Annotated in this window: 19 protein-coding genes; 12 read left to right on the top strand and 7 right to left on the bottom strand. The window is 63.4% G+C overall.

The window, feature by feature from the left end:
* The first annotated feature begins 53 nt into the window (after positions 1–53).
* From ACNJYB_RS24555 to ACNJYB_RS24530, 6 genes are all read left to right on the top strand, one after another.
* Entirely contained in the window at positions 54–1,382 is a 1,329-nt protein-coding gene (locus tag ACNJYB_RS24555; protein ID WP_439368981.1) for an epoxide hydrolase family protein, read from the top strand.
* A gap of 38 nt (positions 1,383–1,420) precedes the next feature.
* Entirely contained in the window at positions 1,421–1,957 is a 537-nt protein-coding gene (locus tag ACNJYB_RS24550; RefSeq protein WP_439368980.1) for a DUF6130 family protein, read from the top strand.
* Between the two features lie 17 nt (positions 1,958–1,974).
* Positions 1,975–2,736: an SDR family oxidoreductase gene (locus tag ACNJYB_RS24545; RefSeq protein WP_439368979.1), complete on the top strand. Its 762-nt coding sequence runs from the start codon at positions 1,975–1,977 to the stop codon at positions 2,734–2,736.
* A gap of 409 nt (positions 2,737–3,145) precedes the next feature.
* On the top strand, positions 3,146–3,313 hold the full coding sequence (locus ACNJYB_RS24540; protein WP_439368978.1) for a hypothetical protein: 168 nt from the start codon (positions 3,146–3,148) through the stop codon (positions 3,311–3,313).
* Positions 3,314–4,164: 851 nt separating this feature from the next.
* On the top strand, positions 4,165–4,998 hold the full coding sequence (locus ACNJYB_RS24535) for an ABC transporter substrate-binding protein (RefSeq protein WP_439368977.1): 834 nt from the start codon (positions 4,165–4,167) through the stop codon (positions 4,996–4,998).
* On the top strand, positions 4,913–5,146 hold the full coding sequence (locus ACNJYB_RS24530) for an ABC transporter substrate binding protein (RefSeq protein WP_439368976.1): 234 nt from the start codon (positions 4,913–4,915) through the stop codon (positions 5,144–5,146). The genes ACNJYB_RS24535 and ACNJYB_RS24530 overlap by 86 nt, the downstream gene beginning before the upstream one ends.
* A 1,363-nt stretch (positions 5,147–6,509) precedes the next feature.
* Here ACNJYB_RS24530 and ACNJYB_RS24525 read toward each other — a convergent pair.
* Positions 6,510–7,217, bottom strand: a complete 708-nt coding sequence (locus ACNJYB_RS24525) for a hypothetical protein (protein WP_439368975.1) — start codon at positions 7,215–7,217, stop codon at positions 6,510–6,512.
* 222 nt (positions 7,218–7,439) lie between these two features.
* Between ACNJYB_RS24525 and ACNJYB_RS24520 the strand changes: the two genes are divergently transcribed.
* The 3 genes from ACNJYB_RS24520 (at position 7,440) to ACNJYB_RS24510 (ending at position 8,860) form a co-directional block, all read left to right on the top strand.
* A complete protein-coding gene (locus ACNJYB_RS24520) occupies positions 7,440–7,769 on the top strand; it encodes a DUF6949 family protein (RefSeq protein ID WP_439368974.1) in 330 nt (109 codons plus the stop codon).
* Between the two features lie 82 nt (positions 7,770–7,851).
* Entirely contained in the window at positions 7,852–8,382 is a 531-nt protein-coding gene (locus tag ACNJYB_RS24515; RefSeq protein ID WP_439368972.1) for a gamma carbonic anhydrase family protein, read from the top strand.
* Positions 8,383–8,494: 112 nt separating this feature from the next.
* Positions 8,495–8,860 (top strand): hypothetical protein, encoded by a 366-nt coding sequence (locus ACNJYB_RS24510; protein ID WP_439368971.1) that lies wholly within the window; start codon positions 8,495–8,497, stop codon positions 8,858–8,860.
* Between the two features lie 189 nt (positions 8,861–9,049).
* Here the strand turns inward: ACNJYB_RS24510 and ACNJYB_RS24505 are convergent, their stop codons facing one another.
* From ACNJYB_RS24505 to ACNJYB_RS24480, 6 genes are all read right to left on the bottom strand, one after another.
* Positions 9,050–9,541, bottom strand: a complete 492-nt coding sequence (locus ACNJYB_RS24505; protein WP_439368969.1) for a hypothetical protein — start codon at positions 9,539–9,541, stop codon at positions 9,050–9,052.
* Between the two features lie 137 nt (positions 9,542–9,678).
* Positions 9,679–10,416, bottom strand: a complete 738-nt coding sequence (locus ACNJYB_RS24500) for an aspartate/glutamate racemase family protein (protein WP_439368968.1) — start codon at positions 10,414–10,416, stop codon at positions 9,679–9,681.
* 5 nt (positions 10,417–10,421) lie between these two features.
* Positions 10,422–11,300 (bottom strand): ABC transporter permease, encoded by an 879-nt coding sequence (locus tag ACNJYB_RS24495; RefSeq protein WP_439368967.1) that lies wholly within the window; start codon positions 11,298–11,300, stop codon positions 10,422–10,424.
* A gap of 3 nt (positions 11,301–11,303) precedes the next feature.
* Complete coding sequence (locus ACNJYB_RS24490) at positions 11,304–12,263, bottom strand: ABC transporter permease (RefSeq protein ID WP_439368966.1); 960 nt, start codon at positions 12,261–12,263, stop codon at positions 11,304–11,306.
* A gap of 4 nt (positions 12,264–12,267) precedes the next feature.
* Positions 12,268–13,557: an ABC transporter substrate-binding protein gene (locus tag ACNJYB_RS24485; protein WP_439368965.1), complete on the bottom strand. Its 1,290-nt coding sequence runs from the start codon at positions 13,555–13,557 to the stop codon at positions 12,268–12,270.
* Between the two features lie 42 nt (positions 13,558–13,599).
* Positions 13,600–14,586: an ABC transporter ATP-binding protein gene (locus tag ACNJYB_RS24480; protein WP_439368963.1), complete on the bottom strand. Its 987-nt coding sequence runs from the start codon at positions 14,584–14,586 to the stop codon at positions 13,600–13,602.
* Positions 14,587–14,843: 257 nt separating this feature from the next.
* On the opposite strand from ACNJYB_RS24480, the gene ACNJYB_RS24475 reads away from it, so the two are divergent.
* The 3 genes from ACNJYB_RS24475 (at position 14,844) to ACNJYB_RS24465 (ending at position 19,630) form a co-directional block, all read left to right on the top strand.
* On the top strand, positions 14,844–15,551 hold the full coding sequence (locus tag ACNJYB_RS24475) for a GntR family transcriptional regulator (RefSeq protein WP_439368962.1): 708 nt from the start codon (positions 14,844–14,846) through the stop codon (positions 15,549–15,551).
* Positions 15,552–16,190: 639 nt separating this feature from the next.
* Entirely contained in the window at positions 16,191–17,546 is a 1,356-nt protein-coding gene (locus ACNJYB_RS24470; RefSeq protein WP_439368961.1) for an amidohydrolase family protein, read from the top strand.
* A gap of 362 nt (positions 17,547–17,908) precedes the next feature.
* Positions 17,909–19,630, top strand: coding sequence for a CYTH and CHAD domain-containing protein (locus ACNJYB_RS24465; protein WP_439368960.1), 1,722 nt, complete (start codon positions 17,909–17,911; stop codon positions 19,628–19,630).
* Positions 19,631–19,744 lie beyond the last annotated feature (114 nt).

Below are 19,744 nucleotides of genomic sequence, written 5' to 3'. Positions count from 1 at the left end.
GAGTTGTGGGCGGCCTCGGGTCGCTCCGTCCGATCGCACCAGGAAATCTACTCATGGAAAAGCCTCCTACAGCCGGAACGGTTGACATCGATCGTCGCCGCCTTCTGGCCGCCGCGGCAACCGCTATTGCGGTTGTCGGTGGGGCCAGCATGTTTGCCACCAACTCGGCATTTGGGGCGACGCCGGTCGGCAGTCGGCCCTTCAAAGTCCACATCCCGGAGCAACAACTCGTCGACCTCCGCAGACGGCTGGCAGCGACCCAGTGGCCCGAGAAGGAGACCGTGGCGGATGATTCCCAAGGTGTGCCGCTGGCCACCATGAAGCAGCTCGTGCAGCACTGGCAGAGCAGTTACGACTGGCGCAAGGCCGAAGCGCGGCTCAATAGCTTCCCGCAGTTCATCACGGAGATCGAAGGCCTCGACATCCATTTCATTCACGTCCGATCGAAGCACGAAAACGCGCTGCCGCTCGTCGTCACACACGGATGGCCCGGCTCGATCATCGAGCAACTGAAGATCATCGACCCGCTCACCAATCCGACGGCCCATGGCGGAAGCGCATCGGACGCCTTCCACGTGGTGATCCCGTCGATGCCAGGCTACGGCTTTTCGGGTAAGCCGACGGGCACAGGCTGGGGTCCCGAGCGGATGGCCCGAGCTTGGGCCGAATTGATGACGCACCTCGGCTACACCCGCTACGTCGCCCAGGGCGGCGACTGGGGGGCGTTTGTTGTCGACCAGATGGGCTTGCAGGCGCCAGCGGGCTTGCTCGCCATCCACACCAACATGCCCGCCACCGTTCCGGCCGACGTAAACAAGGCTCTGCTGGCCGGCGCCCCGCCACCATCCGGCCTCTCGGACGACGAACAACGCGCATACCAACAGCTGGTCAGAACGTTCAAGCAGGTCGAATACGCTAGGATGATGGCGGCTCGTCCGCAGACCTTATACGGCATCGCGGATTCACCCGTTGGCCTGGCCGCCTGGCTTCTCGACCATAACGATGCCGAAGCGCAGCCGGCCGCGGCGGTAGCCTCCGCCCTGAACCGGACCACGAGCAACGCGGGAGAACTGACGCGTGATGAGGTTCTCGACAACATCACGCTTTATTGGCTGACGAACACCGGGGTGTCGGCGTCGCGTCTTTATTGGGAATACAAGGGCGGCTTTTTCAACGCCAAGGGCGTCACCATTCCCGTGGCCGTGAGCGTCTTCCCCAGCGAGCAGTATGAGGCCCCACGGAGCTGGGCAGAGCGCGCCTATCCCAAACTCATCCATTACAACCGACTCGAAAAAGGCGGCCATTTCGCCGCGTGGGAAGTGCCGGGCCTGTTGGCCGCTGAGCTTCGTGCAGCATTCAGACCGCTCCGCAAATCGACCTGACAACCATGAACCAGTGCCCAACAACGGAGACAATTGCCATGACTCTCGTCGACGCGCGCGGCGCAGCCGCGGAGGGCCTGGCGCTGGCAAGTTCGACGCCAGCGCAGGCCTCCAATCTCTTCCTCCCCGACGATCTTGAGAGTGCACTCGTCGTCAGCGCGTTCGCCCAGAGCGCGAGGGACATCCGCGGTGCTTCACCGTACATCGCCGTCGAAAACGAGCCACCGCCGAAGCTGATCGTGGATCCGCCGCGTGCCGATGCGCTGGCTCAAGGCGTATTCTGGGCCCAGTACCGGGTTGAAAATATTGGCATCGTGCAGGCGTTCGGCGCCGGCGCCAGGCAGGTATCGCCGCGCATCGGTCATCTGCACATCATAGTCGACGACCTGCCGTGGTGGTGGGCGGACGCCAGCGACAACAACACGGTCGACATCGCCGGGCTGCCACCTGGCCCGCACAAGGTGACGATCTCGCTGGTTGATGCCGACCACAACGTCTTTCCGGACCAAGTGAAGACGCTGTCGTTCATCGTACCGGAACACGCCGGGACGCGTAACCACGCCCACGCCAACTGAATCACAGGAGAACGCAAATGCTTGACGGAAAAACGGCGCTGATCACCGGCGGCACTTCGGGTATTGGACTCGCTACAGCGAAGCTTTTGCACGCCAACGGCGCGCGGGTGGCCATCACGGGCCGCAAGCCGCAGGAACTCGACGGTGCGCGCGAGATCATCGGCGCCGACGTGCTCACGTTGCAGACCGACGTGCTATCCCGGGACGCGCTTCGTACGATGGCGTCCGACGTGCACCGGGCTTTCGGCGCGCTCGACATTTTCTTCGCCAACGCTGGCGTGGCTTATGTCACACCACTGGCGACGATCGACGAGGCGCAATACGACCGCCTGATGGACACCAATGTGAAGTCGGTGTTCTTCTCGATCCAGGCGGTCGAGCCGATCATGCGTGAGGGCGGCTCGATCATCGCGACGACGGCTTGGCTGAATCAGGTCGGCGTGCCGGGGCGCGCGGTGCTTTCGGCTTCGAAGGCGGCTGTGCGCTCATTCGTCCGCACTTTGTCTGCGGAGTTGCTGGCCCGGCGCATTCGCGTCAACGCGGTCAGCCCCGGCCTGATCGAGACGCCGATCCTCCGTGGCGTCGGTCAATCCGAACACCCCGGCCAGACTGATGCGCAGTTTCGCGGCTACCTCGACGGCGCCAGCAAGCTAGTTCCGCTTGGCCGCCTCGGGCAGCCCGATGAGATTGCTGCGGCGGTGCTATTTCTTGCCAGCGACGCATCCAGCTACATGCTTGGATCGGAGGTGGTAGTCGATGGTGGGTTTGCCGAACTCTGAGGATTCGCTTGCTGCCGAGGGCAGACCGGCAGCAACCTCCATATGTCCGAGAAAAACCAAGTCAAAATGCAAGCCGACAAGACTTAGGCGGGCACGACGCAGCCGCGCATCTTCGATGAGGCGCCCTCGCGAACGCCCGGGGATGAACCAAGGCCCATATCCCCAGGTATAGGTAGCGGCTCGGTACAAGGCATGAGACCCTACATACCCATGAGGAATGAGACTGCTTGGATCGTTGTACCCGCTGTGTTCGCGGCAGTATTACTGGCGGGGATTTTATTGCTGCTGGGCCATGGGTGATCGCGCCTCCGGGCTTCATCTTGCCGTCATAAATCCGTAATCATACTGCATCGAACCTTCCCGCTGTTCCCGATCTTTTCTAGGATCAGCGAAGACGGGAGCGTGAGCGATGACGGAACACACCGACCTAAGCCCGACCTCGAAAGATCGCCTGCTGGAAGCAGCTAAGAAAGAGCTGATCGAATTCGAGAGACGAGAGAAGGAGTTCCGCAAGAAGGACCGGCAAGAGCGCGCTGCGGAACTTCGCCTTCCTCTGGATAAGATCAACGTCCACTGACGCCCGCCGGCAGTTTCACATAACTGTCATGGCACGTTTTTAGCTTTGTCATGCGACGGGGCCCGGCGCGCGTCTCCCCGTCCATGCCTCGGCCTAGACCACCAGATGGGCGGGGAGATTGCTCCGGGACGCCTCAGTCGGCGGCCTCTTTCATTCACAATGCGTGTCCGCTTCTGTGAAGGCTTTCGGATGCCGGCCGCTTGAGGGATGGCGCGGCGTATTCGGCGGCCGGCGTCCGAAAGCCTCCAAAGGAGGAAACCGCGCTGGGGGGACCGAGTTAAAGTCGCGTCAAGCAACCTTGAGACGATCAATAGGGTCGTCTATGGGGATTTAAAGTTTGGCGGCACCTGTACTTTCATGGACTTGGCCGTCGTAAAAATACCGCACCACACAATCTAAACGTGAGTTCCTCGATATTCGAATCTCATGAGGCAACTGATCTCTGTCGATCTGGAAAGCCCCGAAGCTACTGAGCCGAAACTCTTTCGAGTTGCTCGTCAAGAGCATCACCGCATTTATAACTCTGCTTGCGTCGAGGTTCCTCGGCTAGCTCCAACGAGCGCAACAATCGCAGTCGAGAATACCGAGTTCGAGTTGGCTCTTGCGCATTGGGAATGCTCCGCCCGAACTTCCAGAGGGTGCTCGATCATCGGATCATCGCCAGCAAATGGCTAATTGCACCGCGCGTCGCGATGAGCCGTCGCCTCGCCGTGTCGCCAGCCGCGGCATTCTACCGCGCGAGCGGTTTAGTCGTGTGACTCAACTGAGCATGCTCAAGGCAATGCATCGATGCCCTAGCTAGCCCTCAATTCAGCGCGTAGGATACCCACCACCGGAGTTTTGGTGCCTGCATGAGAAGGCGAGATTTCATCGGTGTTTTGAGTGGCGTCGTTGCGTTGCCGTTGTCTGCTGGGGCGCAACAGCCAGTGAGATCCTATCGGATCGCCTACCTCGCTCTGCTCCCCGACGAGGACACGACGTTGGCTAAGCCATTTTTAGAACGATTGCGGGAGTTGGGCTACGACGAGGGCAAGAACATCACGTTGGCGTACCGGTCTGCTGATGGCCGACCGGAGCGCTTGCCACAGCTCGCTGCTGAGCTGGTGCAAGCCAGACCGGACGTGTTGGTTACCGGATTTGGGACGCTCGCGGCAAAGGCAGCAATGGGCGCGACCAGCACGATCCCCGTGGTTTTTACCATGGTCGGTGATCCGATTGGCGCAGGCTTAGTGGTGAGCTTGGGCCGGCCCGGCGCAAATGTCACCGGTTTCAGCGACCTGGCCAGCGAATTCGCCGCCAAACGACTACAGCTCCTGCAAAACCTGATCCCCGGCCAAAAGCTCATAGCGGTGCTGGGGAATCCCGACACGCCTTTTACCGCCCTGGCACTGAAGCAAGTCAAAACGGCAGCCGCCGCAAATCATCAGCCACTTGCAGTGTTCGAAGCCAGAATCCTCGACGAGGTATCTGCCAGCATCAAGGCTGCGGTCAAATCAGGGGCAGCTGGTCTGATGACTTTAGACGATCCCTTGCTGGCTCAGCGCCAAGCAGCAAATCATCCAACTTCTAGCAGACGCCCGGCTGCCGGCTATTTATGGATTGAGAGATTATGTGGAAGCAAACGGCTTGATGTCGTACAGCATGGACAGGCCGCAGATGTGCCGCCGCGCTGCGGACTACGTTGACAAGATTTTAAGGGGCGCAGTTCCGGCCGACCTTCCGGTCGAACAGCCGACCAAGTTTGAGCTAACTATCAACCTGAAGGCCGCGAAAGCACTTGGCATCGACATCCCCTCGTCACTGCTCGCAATTGCCGACGAGGTGATCGAATAGAGCTAGTTCGTTGCGGAGCGCCAGTCCGTTCTGGCCCATCACGTCATTTCGCTGCGCCGCGGAATTTAGTCGCTATCGGGGGCATCGCGGGCGTCGAGTAGGCCACAACGATCAATCCCGTACTGTTCGGCGGGGCGCGCTTGAAGCCGCAGGTTAAGGAATTGGTTACTGGTCGCTGTCACCATCTGCGTATTGGCCGCCATTCGCGGCAAGGCATTCTGAAAACGGTTTTAGGCACGCCCAATTTGGCGGTCTCTTGCAGGAGAGGCCCAATGTTCAAGGGCTTCACGGCGGCAGTTGTGGCGCTGATTAGTACAGCGCAGCTAGATCGATACCTAACCAACGGTCGGTACACCGACGCGGCCATGGCTATGCTGCGGCAAATCAGGCTCGCGTTTGGGTTTTGAGATACCGCTCTGGGACGATTTTGAGGCGCGTGATGGAAGGCATCTCATGGGCTGACCTCGACGCGGATGAGCAACGCGCCATTGCAATATTGGGCGCCGGACTTTCTATCGAGCTGTGTGACCCCGTTGCTCTCCTGACCTTAAGGCGGCTCGGTTTGATCGTAGGCTTCCATTTGACGGCCGCTGCACACAATTTGCGTAGAGACGTTGTTTTCGGCGAACTCCGGGCGCGTGATTGCGTGCCGTAACTCTGTTTGCGCGCTTCGAAACCCAGCTTGGTCAGAAGCGCTCAGGGTAAGAATAAGGGGGATGGGGAGGATGTCAGGAGCTATTGAGCTGATCGTGGAGGGCTACGTTTCCCTCAAGGACCGGAAGGCGCTCGATGAGCTTCGGACACAGCGCCGGAAACTTGTCGCACACTGGGATCGACTGCACGAGTACTATCCAGCAGATTGAGGAAGACATCGCAGTGATTGAGGCTGGGCGGGCGCGGTTGGATGGCGCAACGGGCGGCAATATGCTGACGGGGAAAGGCGATCAGCTGCAATGTACGAGCCCCGCCGAAGTAATTCCGGGCGGGGCTCTACAGCGATTTGACGAGACGTGGCGAACCGGCTGCCACCAGGCCAAACAATGCAAGTTCGAGGTGAACGCGAGCGTCGACCAGGAGGGCGTCGGCGTCACGATTACGTCTCGCGGGGAGGTGAGTGCTTCACGGCAGTGAAGTTCTTGCCGCGTCTGCTGAAGGAGATTCTTCATCCGGGAGCGCGTCGGATGCCGAGATCACCGATGATGCCATTATGCCCCTGTTTTGCCCGACGGGTCAACTGGACTTCGTAAAATACGAAGTCGCGACAGGCCCCTCGCTACTGTGCATGGGGTTGTTTTCGACTTTTTGTCGGGGAGTCCCTGCCGATCCCTGCGCGCCGATTTTGCCGCTGGGCGAAACGCCGCGCTCAGCTCTTCGGTCCGCGCAATTGCGCCGTCAGCTTCTCCATCGCCTCGATCACCTCGCGCCATTGCGACAGCCAGCTGCGCGGAAAGCGGAAGGTGAGGTCGGCGCCGCCGACGCGTCGCTCGGAAAGGCACATGCCGGGCGTCGCGGCATCGCGCGTGCAGCGTGCGGTCAGCGCGGGGCTTGCGGCGGAATAGAGGTCCTCGCTGCCGTATGGCGTGTCGCCGCGGAAGATCCGCATCGTCAGCCCGTCCTCGGGCTGGGTCGCGGCCTGGTCGAGATAGCGCGGATAGATCGTGGCTGTCCGCTGCTCGGGCGAGAGCGCATCGTGATGGGCCGCGATCGACAGGAAGATGCGGTCGATCGATTGCACCGCCGTTTCCACCGTATCGGCGGTGACGTGCCTGGGCGCGCCGGGCGGCTCCAGCGAGGGATAGAGGAAGTCGAGATCGATGCGCTCCTGTGGTCCGGAGTGCCGCTGGATCTTCATCCGGATCGCAGCCACCGGCAGGTTGAACAGCGTGCCGCCGACGCTCACCGGCAGCTTGTCCGGGGCACTGGCGCCGCCGGCTCCCCAGGTCGGCCACAACAGATAGGCGACCAGCGCGACCGCGCCCAGCGCCGCAGCGCCGCCGAGCACGATCGGGACGACATGCGCCCAGGTGCGCGTCCTGGAGGACCTGAGGGGAGCTGCCGAAAACACCGTCATGATGCGCGCGTGAAGACCCGAGGTCGGCCGCTGGCCGACGAATCAGCGGCGAATATGCCATGCGGCGGCGAATTCGCGCAGCCTTGCCGGCCGCAGGGGAAGGGGGAGGGCCCTGCGCGGATCGACCGGCACCGTTAACCTTCTCTTAAGGATAATGTAGCGTTAACCAGCACGATTTGTCACAGGAAGGCTCCGGCGTTGCGTAAGTGCGGACAGTTTCCGATGACACCTGAAGCTCTCAATTCCTTTTTCTCGATCTGCATCGGTTTCGCGCTGGCCGGCGCCCTCGTGAACGGATACCAGGCGGTGGCGCAGCGGCCGGCCGGCTTCGGCCTGTTGCAGGACGGCGTGGCTCCGAAGACCTTCGCGGCGGTTCCGTTCCTCGTGTTTGCCGCTCCCTTTCTAATCATGCGCAACACGTTGCGCGGCATGCAGGTGGAGAGCCGCCGCGTCGAATTCGTGATGATGGCGACCGTCATCGCCGGCTTCTGGAGCATGATGAGCGGCACCTTCTTCCTGATGACGCTGCGCGCCGCCGGCGTCCTGACCTGACGTTCGTCCCGCACGCCGCGCGCGACCTTTGCGTCAGGGCCGCCGTTTCGCTATGGCTGGGTCAACCCGACAGGAGACCTCGATGGCGATCTACGAGCTCGATGGGCAGGCGCCCGAACTTCCAGCCGACGGCAACTATTTCATCGCGGAGACCGCGACCGTGATTGGCCGCGTGCGCCTGAAGCCGGGGGCGAGCGTCTGGTTCGGCGCGGTGCTGCGCGGCGACAACGAGTGGATCGAGATCGGCGAGGGCGCCAACGTGCAGGACGGCTCGACCTGCCACACCGATCTCGGCTTTCCGCTGGTCATCGGCAGGAACTGCACCGTCGGCCACAACGTCATCCTGCACGGCTGCACCATCGAGGAGGGTGCGCTGGTCGGCATGGGCTCGATCGTGATGAACGGCGCGAAGATCGGCCGCAACAGCATCGTGGGCGCCGGTTCCGTCATCACCGAGGGCAAGGAGTTTGCCGAACGCTCGCTGATCATCGGCTCGCCCGCGCGCGTGATCCGCACGCTCGACGACGCCCAGGTGCAGAGGATGGGAAGCGCGGCGAAGTTCTACGTCGCCAACGGCCCACGTTTCAAGAAAGGCCTGAGGCGGATCGGCTGAGCTCAGCTTAGGCTCGCGCGGAAGTGAGACAGTGTGGCTGTCCGGATTGCCGTGCCGACGCTAGCTTGATCCCGCTTGAAGCGTGGAGCGTGTCCACGCGGAGGATCGAGTGATGTTGCGGAAGGCGATGATGGCGGCGCTGGCCGTTGCGGCGGTCGGACTGTCGATGCCGCAGATGGCAGAGGCGCGGGGGTTTGGACATGGCGGCGGCTGGGGTCACGGTGGCGGCGGCTGGGGTCATGGCGGCCACGGCCATTGGCACGGCGGCGGCTTCTGGCCCGGTGTGGCGATCGGCGCAGGCCTCGCCGGCGCTGGCTATTACGGCGCCTATTACGGCTATGGCTCCCCCTATTACGGCGATCCCTACGATTATGGCGCCGGCTATGACGATGGCGGTTACGGCGGCTGCTATGTCGTACGCAAGCGCGTGATGACGCCTTGGGGATGGCGATACCGTCGTGTCGATGTCTGCGAATGAGGCGGGAAGACCTGCCGGCCCGTTAAAGAACAAGGTCGTTGACGCAGTATACCGTCAACGACCTTGCCAGCCCCGGATATTGAAATCGGCTCACGCCATCCGGTGACGGCCAGCATCGCGCGGAATCATTCGGGCGAATGTGATCCAGTTCACAACTGGCGAAATTAAAGGCGCGGGCGAGAGGCCAATTCAGCCACGCGAGCGCTTGCGCGCGCTGGCATGGTGGTAACGAGCCGGTTTCCTGCGAGTAACCGAGGGCGTTTCGGCCTCGGTGGCGCGGGCGCTGGCGAAGGATTGGCGCAAGCCGTCGATGGATTCGTTCAGGGTCGTCACCTGCTCCGACAGACGCTTGGTATCGGCCTGTTGTGCCGCGAGCAGCCGCTTCACGGTCTGGAGCTGGTCCTGCACGACCTGGAGCTGGTCGATCGATTCCTGCTGGGTCGCCTCCAGCCCCTTGGTCTTCTCGACCAGCTGCTCGGAAGCCTGGGCGGTGCGCGCCTGGAGCTGCCGCGACGCCACCACCCGGTCGGTCTCCGGCGCAGAGCCGGTATAGGCGCGCCAGATTGCGATCGAAGTCGCGCCGGCGATCAGCAAGAGAAGGGCTGCGGCGGTCAGCGCGATGGGCTGGGCGCCGAGGCGAAACAGGGGGGTGGACCGTGTGTCCTCTGCGAGATCGATCATCGCTGACAAAACCCAAATTGAAACTTGGTGAGCGGCGAAGACCGGCAGCCAGAAAGGGCGACCGGGATGTCCCGAAAGTGTTACTGTTCGGCAACAATTGGGACCAAAAAGAGGCTAAGGACCAAAAAGGTACGACATTAGGATTCGGGCTGGAACGGCGAAAACGGCCCGGAATAGGTCTTCTGACGCGGCGGTGCGTAGGGTCCCAGCCGCGACGTCTTCAGCCCCAGCCGCACCAGCGACTCCGCCAGCGTCACCGCGGCGGCGACGCCATCGACCACGGGCAGACCGTGGGTGGCGGCAAGTTCGGCGGCGAGATCGGCCATGCCGGCGCAGCCGAGCACGATGGCTTCTGCCCGGTCGTCACGAATGGCGGCGGTGATCTCCGCCGAGATCTTGCCGAGCGCGTCGGTGTTGCGCTCCTCGAGCGCGAGCACCGGGACCTCGGCGGCGCGGACCCGGGCGCAGCGCCCGGCGAGGCCGTACTTCTTCAGATTGTGCTCGATCGGCACGATGGAGACGCCCAGCGTCGTCACCACGGCAAAGTGCGCCGCGATCAGGCTCGCCATGTGGAAGCCGGCCTCACCGATGCCGATCACCGGCGCTTTCGCAACGGCGCGTGCGGCATCGAGGCCGGTGTCGTCGAAGCAGGCGATGATGTGCGCGTCCGCGCCGTCGCGGTCAGCGTCGCGGATGCAGCCGAGCATGCCGGGGACCGCGAAAGCCTCGTCGTAAAAACCCTCGATCGAGACCGGGCCCATCGCGGGCTGGCGCGCGTCGATCACGGTGTCCGGCAGGGCAGCGCTGCGCGCCGCAGCGGCGATCTTCGCCGTCATGGAGGCCGTTGTGTTGGGATTGACGACGTGAAGCCGCATCTCGATCAGACAAGCCCTTGGCCGGCGTCCGAGCCCTTGGCCGCCTGCCGCTTGTTGAGCACGTGGATGGTCCCGAGCGCAAGCGTGATCACCGTGAACGAGACTGCCGAGATCACGGTGCCGAGTGCATAGATGTCGGGGTTGGTCACGGTGGTGGTGAGGCCCTGGAGATCGAGCGGCAATGTATTCACCGCGCCGATCGCCTGGCTGGAGCGGGCGAGCTCGTCCCAGGACAGCGTGAAGCCGAACAGGCCGATGCCGATCACCGAGGGCAGGATGATCGGCAGCACGACGTGACGGAAGGTCTGCCACGGCGTTGCCCCGAGATCGCGCGCGGCTTCCTCGAGGCGCGGGTCGAAGCGGTTGAAGATCGCGAACATGATGAGCAGTCCGAACGGCAGCGTCCAGGTCAGGTGCGCGCCGAGCCCTGATGTGAGCAGGCCCATCGAGGTCTCGAAATTCTCGTTCCAGTGCGCCTTGATCAGGTCGTCGATGATGCGGAATTCAAGCGAGATGCCCAGCGAGGTGATGATCGAGGGAACGATGAGACTGGCGATCGCCGAGTAGAAAAGGATGCTCTGCGCCTTGAATCTCCGGCGGAAGGCCATGCCGGCGGCAACCGACAGCACCACGGTGACGATCATCACGATCACGCCCAGCAGCAGCGAGCGGCGGAAGGCCGCGCCGAGATCGACAATGCCGGTGCCCTGGAACAGTTTTGCGATCCAGAATGTCGACACCCCGTTCATCGGGAAGGTGAGGCCGCCCTGAGGCCCCTGGAACGAGAGAACGTAGATCGCGATCATCGGCCCGTAGAGAAACAGCACGTAGGCCGCGAAGAAGATCGCGAGCACGTAGAACGAGCGCGGACGTCCTTCCTTCATGCTCTAGAGCTCCTTCTTGATGTCGACGATGCGCGACATCATGGTGATGATCAGGAAGGTGATCGCGAGCAGGATCACGGCGTTGGCCGCGGCTGCCGGGAACTGCAGCGCGTTGACACGCGTCTCGATGATCTTGCCGGCAGCCGCTATCTGCTGGCCGCCCATCACGCCGATGGTGATGAAGTCGCCCATCACGATGGTGATGACGAAGATCGAGCCGATCACGATGCCGGGCTTGGCGAGCGGAATGACGACGTTGACCAGGGTCTGGAAGCCGGTGGCGCCGGCGTCATAGGCGGCCTCGATCAGTGACTTGTCGATGCGCACCATCGAATTGAAGATCGGCACCACCATGAAGAAGGTGAAGAGGTGCACCAGCGCCAGCACCACGGAGAATTCGGAGAACAGCAGCCATTCCAACGGATGATTGATCAAGCCGGTCTTGATCAGACCGGAATTGACGAGACCGTTGCGGCCGAGCAGCGGAATCCAGGCGATCATGCGGATCACGTTCGAGGTCCAGAACGGGATCGTGCAGAGCAGCGACAATCCCATCTGCCACGTCTTGGACTTGACGTGGAAGGCGAGGAAGTAGGCGACCCAGAAGCCGATGAAGAGGGTGATGGCCCAGACCATGAAGCAGAGCTTCAGAGTCATCACATAGGTCTTGCCGATCGTGCAGAACTCGGGAAGCTGCGCGATGCAGCCTTCGAAGGTGTCGGTATAGCCACGGCCCGAGAAGGCAGGCAGCAGCTGGTATTCGTTGTAGTCCCAGAAGGACACGATGACGACGAACACCAGCGGGATCAGGAAGAAGGCGAGAAACACCAGCATCATCGGCCCGGCCTGGAGCCAGGAGATGAAGGACGGCGACAGGCGCGCCGCTTTCACGGCGCGCTTCGTCTCCGATCCCCGGACGAGGTCCGGGGATCCGTGATGCAGGGTGTCCGCTGACGTGTCCATCAATTTAGGCCGCGATGAACTCGTTCCACTTGCGGACCATGTAGTCGTTCTCGTCCATCACGGCGTTCCAGCAGGCAACGCCGCCCATGCGGTCCTCGTAGGAGCCGCCGTCGCGCACAGCGCCGGCCTTTTCCAGCAGCGAGCCGTCGGGCGCCTTGATGTCCTTCTCGGCCGGCTTGCCTTCCATCCAGTAGGCCCACTCGTAGGGCTCCATGTGCGCCTTGGCGGTGGAGAGCACGGCGGAGTAGTAGCCCTGGCGGTTGAGATAGGCGCCGGCATAGCCGGACAGGAACCAGTTCACGAACTCGTAGGCCCATTCGAGCTTCGCACCCGACACTCCCTTCGAGACGCAGAAGCCCGACGCCCACGAGCGGTAGCCTTCCTTGAGCGGCTGGAAGGTGCAGGGGATGCCCATCGAGCGGACCTTCGTCACCGCCGGCGACCACATCGACTGGATCACGGTTTCACCCGAGGCCATCAGGTTGACGCTCTCGTTGAAGTCCTTCCAGAAGGCGCGGAACTGGCCGGCCTTCTTGGCTTCCGTCATCACCTTCATGGTGAGATCGATCTCTTCCTTGGTCATGTTACCCTTGTCGGCATATTTGTACTTGCCGCTGGCTTCCACGACCATTGCGGCATCCATGATGCCGATCGAGGGGATGTTGAGGATCGATGCCTTGCCCTTGAACTCGGGGTTGAGCAGCTCGGCCCAGGTGTTGATCGGCCGCTTGATCAGGTCGGGACGGATGCCGAGCGTGTCGGCGTTGTAGACGGTCGGGATCAGCGTGACGAACTCGGTCGCCGACGTCGCGAACTTCTTGGAGTCCTTGCCTTCGAGATAGAGCACCTTCCAGGGTGCGGTGCCCTGGCCGCCGATCTTCTTGCCGCCGGGCGTCTCGCCCTTGGTGAAGACCGGCGTGATGTTGTCGAATTCCTTGATCTTCTTGGCGTCGAGGGCAAGAATGTTGCCCGACGGCACCAGCTTCTTCAGCGAGAAATATTCGGTGTCCAGCACGTCGAAGGAGTTCGGCTGGGTCATCACGCGCTTGGTGACGTCGTCGGTCGTCGCGGTGATGTATTCGATCTTGATGCCGGTGTCCTTCAGGCACTGCTTGGAGATGTCGTCCCCCTCGTTCACGGCGGTGCCGAGATAGCGCAGCACCTTCGCGTCGGCCGACTTCACATAGGGAAAGCCGGTGATGGCGCCGGAGCCGGCGGCAAGGCCGGCGAGACTCGCGGTGCCCCTGAGCAGCGTGCGACGGCTGACGCCCTTCTTCCCAGTGGTCTCGGTCATATCAGTCACTCCTCTGTTGCGCATTCCAGTGATCGATCGGCGCTATTGCAGGCGTTGCGCCTTGGCGGGATCCCAGGTCGCCAGCACGCGGTCGCCCGGACGGAACGGGTGAACGTCGAAGGTGGCTTCCGGAACGTGGGAGAACAGGGCGGTGCCATCGTCGAGGGTGAGCGAGACGGCGATGTAGGAGCCCTGGTACTCGGTCTGGGTCAGCAGCGCCGGCGCGCCGAACGCGCCGTCGGCGAACGGCACGATGCCGAGCTGATCGGCGCGCACGGCGATGAGGTTGCCGGCGTCGTTGAGAACGTTGTGGCCGCCGATGAAGCGCGCCACGAACTCGGTGCGGGGGTGATGGAAGATGTCGCGCGCCGAGCCCTGCTGCTCGATCTTGCCGTGGTTCATCACCACGATGTGGTCGGCGAGCGCCATCGCCTCTTCCTGGCCGTGGGTGACCTGGATGAAGCTGATGCCGAGCTCGCGCTGTAGCCGCTTCAATTCGCCGCGCATCTTCACCCGCAGGAACGGATCGAGCGCCGACAGCGGCTCGTCGAGCAGCAGGATCTGCGGCTCGGTGATCAGCGCGCGGGCGAGTGCAACGCGCTGCTGCTGGCCGCCGGAGAGCTGCGCCGGCAGGCGGCCGGCATAGGGGCTCATGGCGACGAGCTCGAGCAGTTCGCCGGCGCGCTTGTGGCGCGTGGGCTTGTCCACCCCGCGCATTTTCAGGGCGAAGGCGACATTGTCGATCACGGTGAGATGCGGAAACAGCGCATATGACTGAAACATCATCGCGGTGCCGCGCTCGGCCGGCGGCAGATCGGTGACGTTCTGCGCGCCCAGGATGATGTCGCCCTCGCTGACCGCCTCGTGGCCGGCGATCATACGCAGGGTCGAGGTCTTGCCGCAGCCGGAGGGGCCGAGCAGGCAGCAATAGGTCCCGGCGGGGATCTTGAGGTTGACGGTATCGACCGCCAGCGTGGTGTCGTAGCGCTTCGTGACGGCGACCAGTTCGAGAGCGGCGGGAGTGGCCATGGCGTGTCCGAGAGGAGGGCAGTGCTTCCGCCTCTCTCCGCAAGGTCCGTGCCAACAGGCGTTGGTCGGCAAAATCCCGAAACTGTGCAGCGGAGTCAGATCGTTAGATCGAATCCGGGACAATTCGGTCGCCTACCGCATACGCAGTCACCTGCACACAAACTGGGCGAAGATTGTATAAAGTTTCGCCTGTGATTGGATACAGCTCGTCGACTAATGTCCGAGGCTGAACGTTCGCCCATCGAGCCTCTCAACCCATGGCCGCCAAGACCCGCCAGAAACCCGATGCGCCAGACGCGAGCGATCGCGTCAGCCGTATCAGGGAGGGTGTGACCGCGGCCATCCTCGAGCACCGTCTGCTGCCGGGCACGAAGCTCGGCGAGGACGAGATCGGCGAGATCTATGGTGCGAGCCGTACGCTGGTGCGTACCGCGCTGCAGCAGCTCGCGCACGAGGGCATCGTCAATATCGAGAAGAACCGCGGCGCCTTCGTCGCGCGCCCGACCCCCGTCGATGCCCGCGAAGTTTTCGAGGCGCGCCGCCTGATTGAGCCCACGATCGTGGACCACGCGATCGACGCGGTGTCGCCGGCCTGGCTCGATCGCCTCGGCCAGCATCTTGCCGAGGAGCGCGAGGCGGAATTGCGCGGCGACGCGCGTGCCTCGGTGCGGCTGTCCGGCGAGTTTCACCGCCTCGTCGCCGAGATGAGCGGCCACGGCATCTATCTCGGCTTTCTCAAGGAGCTGATCGCACGCTCCTCGCTCATCATCCTGCTCTATCGTCGCCACGACACGCCGGCCTGCGGCACCGATCATCACGCCGGCATCGTCAATGCGATCCGCAAGCGGGACAGAGAGACCGCCCGCACGCAGATGCTGTCGCATCTGCGAGAGATCGAGGCCGAGCTGTTCCTGAAGGATCCCGCCGCCGACGAGCTGCGGCTGGCGGACGTGCTGGGCGCGTGACGTTACCGAGAACGCTTCGGCCGGAGCTGCGGGGCCTCATCGGTGGCCGAGCTCGCGTTCTGCTGCGAGCTGCCCGTCTGGTGTGATCTCGTAGTCGCCGTCTCGCGTTGTCATCCATCCTGATCTGACCATCTCTCGGGCAAGCTGCACCGAGCAGACCGGATGGCTGCCTCCCGGGTAATACAGCCTGTCGTTTCGAACGAGCAAGTGGCCGTACAATCGGGCCTGACGCAATGCCCTGCGCATTCCGGGAGATGGATCGTTCATGCGGGTTCAAGCCTGAGCGCGATGAAGGTTCCTAATGAATGCGGTCGCGGCAATCAGCAACATGTGGCGGTGAGGCTTCGAGGAACTCCCGACGACGACTTGCGGCTGGTGGCTTGCCGCCGCCGAGCTTCGGCTGGCGGATGTGCCGGGCGCCTGAGCGCCCGGGGCCTGACGCCCCGGCGACCTCCTTGATTTCAGTTGTTTGAATCAATTGCCAGACGAGCCGGTCCCTCAACAAACGAGATGGCAGAGCTGCATATGGCCGCCACGGTTGTAAGTTGACGAGACGCTAAACGTTGGCATCAACTGTCGCCGGACGTCGCGTGCCTGCCATCACCCCTCGCCTAGCCTGAACCTGTGCGGAAGGCTGATATGTCGGGTCTGAGGATGTCGGCCAAAGTCTTCGCCACCGCGGCATTGCTTGCCGGCGCTGCGGTGGTGCCCGGCAGCCTGTCATCCGCACCGGCTCAGGACGCGGCGATCCTGTTCCGCAATGTCCGGATCTTCGACGGTAAGGGCAGCGCGCTCTCGGCGCCATCCAGCGTCCTGGTCAGAAACGGCCTCATCGAGAAGATTTCGACGGCGGATGATACGAGCTCCGCACAGGTCATCGACGGTGGCGGGCGCGTGCTGATGCCGGGGCTGATCGATGCGCATTGGCATGCGATGCTGGTGCGGCCAACGCCGATGGCCGTCCTCGCCGGCGATGTCGGCTACAACAATCTGCTTGCCGCGAGTGAAGCGACGGCGACGCTGATGCGCGGCTTCACCACCGTGCGCGACATGGGCGGGCCGAGCTTCGGCCTCAAGCAGGCCATCGACGAGGGGCTCGTCGCCGGTCCCCGCATCTATCCATCCGGCGCCGTGATCACCATCACCAGCGGTCACGGCGACTTCCGTCAGCTCTCCGATCTGCCGCGCACGATCGGCGGCATGCTGACCCGCATGGAGCGGATCGGCGGCAGCATGGTCGCGGACAGTCCTGACGAAGTGCGCGTGCGGGCGCGCGAGCAACTGATGCAGGGCGCCTCCCAGGTCAAGCTCACAGCTGGCGGTGGCGTCGCCTCGCCATTCAGCCCGCTCGACGTCTCCACCTTCACCGAGCCCGAGCTGCGCGCGGCCGTCGAAGCCGCCGAAAACTGGGGTACCTACGTTGCCACGCACGCCTACACGCCGGTCGCGATCCAGCGCTCCATCGCGGCCGGTGTGAGGTGCATCGAGCATGGTCACCTCATGGACGAGGCAAGCGCCGAGCTGATCGCGGAGAAGGGCGTCTGGCTCAGCACACAGCCATTCCTCGATCTCTCAGGTGCTGCGGCGCTCGGGCCTGCGGAGCAGGCCAAGATGCGGCAGGTGGTTGCCGGCATGGATCGCGTCTACACACTGGCGAAGAAGTACAAGATCAAGACCGCGTTCGGCACCGACGTGCTGTTCTCCAAGGCGCTGGCCGACAGGCAAGGCGCGATGCTGGCCTCGCTGACGCGCTGGTACACGCCCGCCGAAGCGCTGGCGATGGCGACGTCGGCGAACGCGGAGTTGCTGAGCCTGTCGGGCCTGCGCAATCCTTATCCCGGCAAGCTCGGCGTGGTGGAGGGGGGCGCGCTGGCCGATCTCCTGCTCGTCGACGGCAATCCGCTCGACAACATCGCCCTCATCGAAGATCCCGCCAAGAATTTCGTCGTGATCATGAAGGCCGGCAAGATCTACAGGAATAGTCTCGCGCGCTGACGTTTCGCATGGTGCGCCCTGGCGAAATTCAGATCGGTCCCAGCCCCGATCGTGGGGAACGAGCCGCGTCTCCAGAACATAAGGATTTCTCGCCACCATGAGTCAACCTCGCTGACGGGTTCAGCTCCTTTGGAAATTCGAATTTGATTGCCTGCACTTGACCGAAATCAAATTTCGGTCGTGGAACCGGTTTGTGACAAACCTCGTCGGGTTGCTCCCGGCACCTCACGTGGACGATCACACATTGCAGCGCAAGGTTACTATTCATCGCGGACCGCGCGAGCTATATGCTGGCGCTCTGTCATAGAACTGTCATGTCACCGGAAACGCTAAAATCAGACGCTACGCCGGCTCGCAAGACCATGAGCGTGCCGGACGGGAATCCTGTCCCTAAGGACGGTAAGGGAACGCAAGTCATCGCCGGCTTCGTCAGGCAACGTGACGCAGCCGAGTCTGGCGCGCAACCTGCGAACGTCGAGAGCGCTGCGATCGATCGGGCGCCATTGCAAGACGCGGCGCCCGCATCGGAGCCACCTCAGGCAAGCGCCATCGCGCGTCCCGCCAGCGAAATCGAGCTCAAGCTTCTCGTCGATGCCGATCGCATGGCCCATTTCTGCACTGCGCCGGTCATCGCGGCGAACGCACGCAACAAGGGCACGAAAAAACGCTTCAAGTCCATCTACTACGACACGCCCGAGCGGGCACTCCGTCGCGCCGGGCTGAGCTTGCGCGTACGCCAGAGCGGCACGCGCTTCGTGCAAACCGTGAAGACCGACGCCGCTGACGATCCGCTGCGCCGCGGCGAGTGGGAAGCGAGTGTGCCCTCGCTCGACCCCGATCCCGCTCTGGCGATGCCTTTCATTCCGGAGAAGCTTCGCGGGCAGCTCGAAACGCAGCCGCTCGAAGCAGTCTTCACGGCCGATATTCATCGGCATACGCGCATGGTCGACCTGCCGTCAGGGACGGTCGAGATCGCCTTCGACCAGGGCCAGCTGACCGCAGGTGACCGGTTGCTGCCGGTGAGCGAGATCGAGCTGGAGCTCAAGAGCGGCAGCGCGAGCACGATCTACGAGATCGCGTTGCGGCTTGCGGAGCATGGCGCGGTGAAGCCGTCCATCCGCAGCAAGTCCGCGCGCGGCTTCGATCTCGCAGCCAACAAGGCGCCTCCTGCGGGCCGGCCGCGCAAGCTTCGGCTCGGTCCGTCGGTGACGCTCGACGAGGCCTTCGCGACGATCCTGCGCTCGTGCTTCCTTCATCTGCTGGAGTCACTGCCGGCGGCCGAAGACGCCCGCAATCCCGAAGGCGTGCATCAGCTGCGCGTCTCGCTGCGTCGGCTGCGGTCGGCGCTCGATCTGATGCGCTCGGCCGGCGCGCTCTCCAATCTCGATACGCTGCGGTCGGAAGCCAAATGGCTGGCGCAGAACCTGTCCGCCGCCCGCGACTGGGACGTGTTCCAGCTCGACACCTTGCCGGCGATCGCAAGAGCCTGTCCTTCGGTCGCAGGCTTCGATGCGCTGGAGCGGCTCGCAGCCCAGCGTCAGTCGGAGGCCTATCGCAAGGCGCACCTTGCGCTCGATGATCGCCGCTGTGCCGTCTTCCTGATCAGTCTCGGCGGCTGGATCGAGACGCGCGGCTGGCGCAACGACATCGCGCCGGAAGACCTCGGCCGGCTCGCCGAGCCCGCCGTCAACTTCGCCCAGCGCGTGTTGTCGGAGCAGCACGCCAAGGTGCTCAAGCGCGGCCGCCGCTTCAAGTCGCTCTCGGTCGACGAGGTGCACCGGCTGCGGCTCGCGGCCAAGCGCCTGCGCTATCTCGGCGAGTTCCTGCTGCCGCTATTCGACGATCGAAAGTCCGCGCGAAAATTCGCCCGCAGGCTCGCCAGCCTGCAGGAGGAGCTCGGTGCCTTCAACGACATGGCGGTGACGGCCTCATTGCTCGACGGGCTCGGCGCCGAAGATCGCGACAGCGCCGTTGCGGCCGCCGCGGTCGCCGGCTGGCAGGCGCGCGCATCGATCGACGCGCACCAGTCCTTGCAGGACAGCTGGCGGGACTTCACCGCGGCGCGCGTGCCGTGGTCGGGCTGATCGCCCATCCCAAAAAAGTTGCGGCCAGGCTTTGGGGGAAGCCTGGCCGCGCGCGAACCGGTCAGGGACGGGGAGGGGTGGGGATGTGACCGGGTCGCGTAACTCGTTCTTTTG

Origin of the sequence: Bradyrhizobium sp. SMVTL-02, from assembly GCF_051853005.1 — a bacterium.
Lineage (GTDB): Bacteria > Pseudomonadota > Alphaproteobacteria > Rhizobiales > Xanthobacteraceae > Bradyrhizobium.
This window is presented reverse-complemented; position numbering and strand designations above follow the sequence as displayed.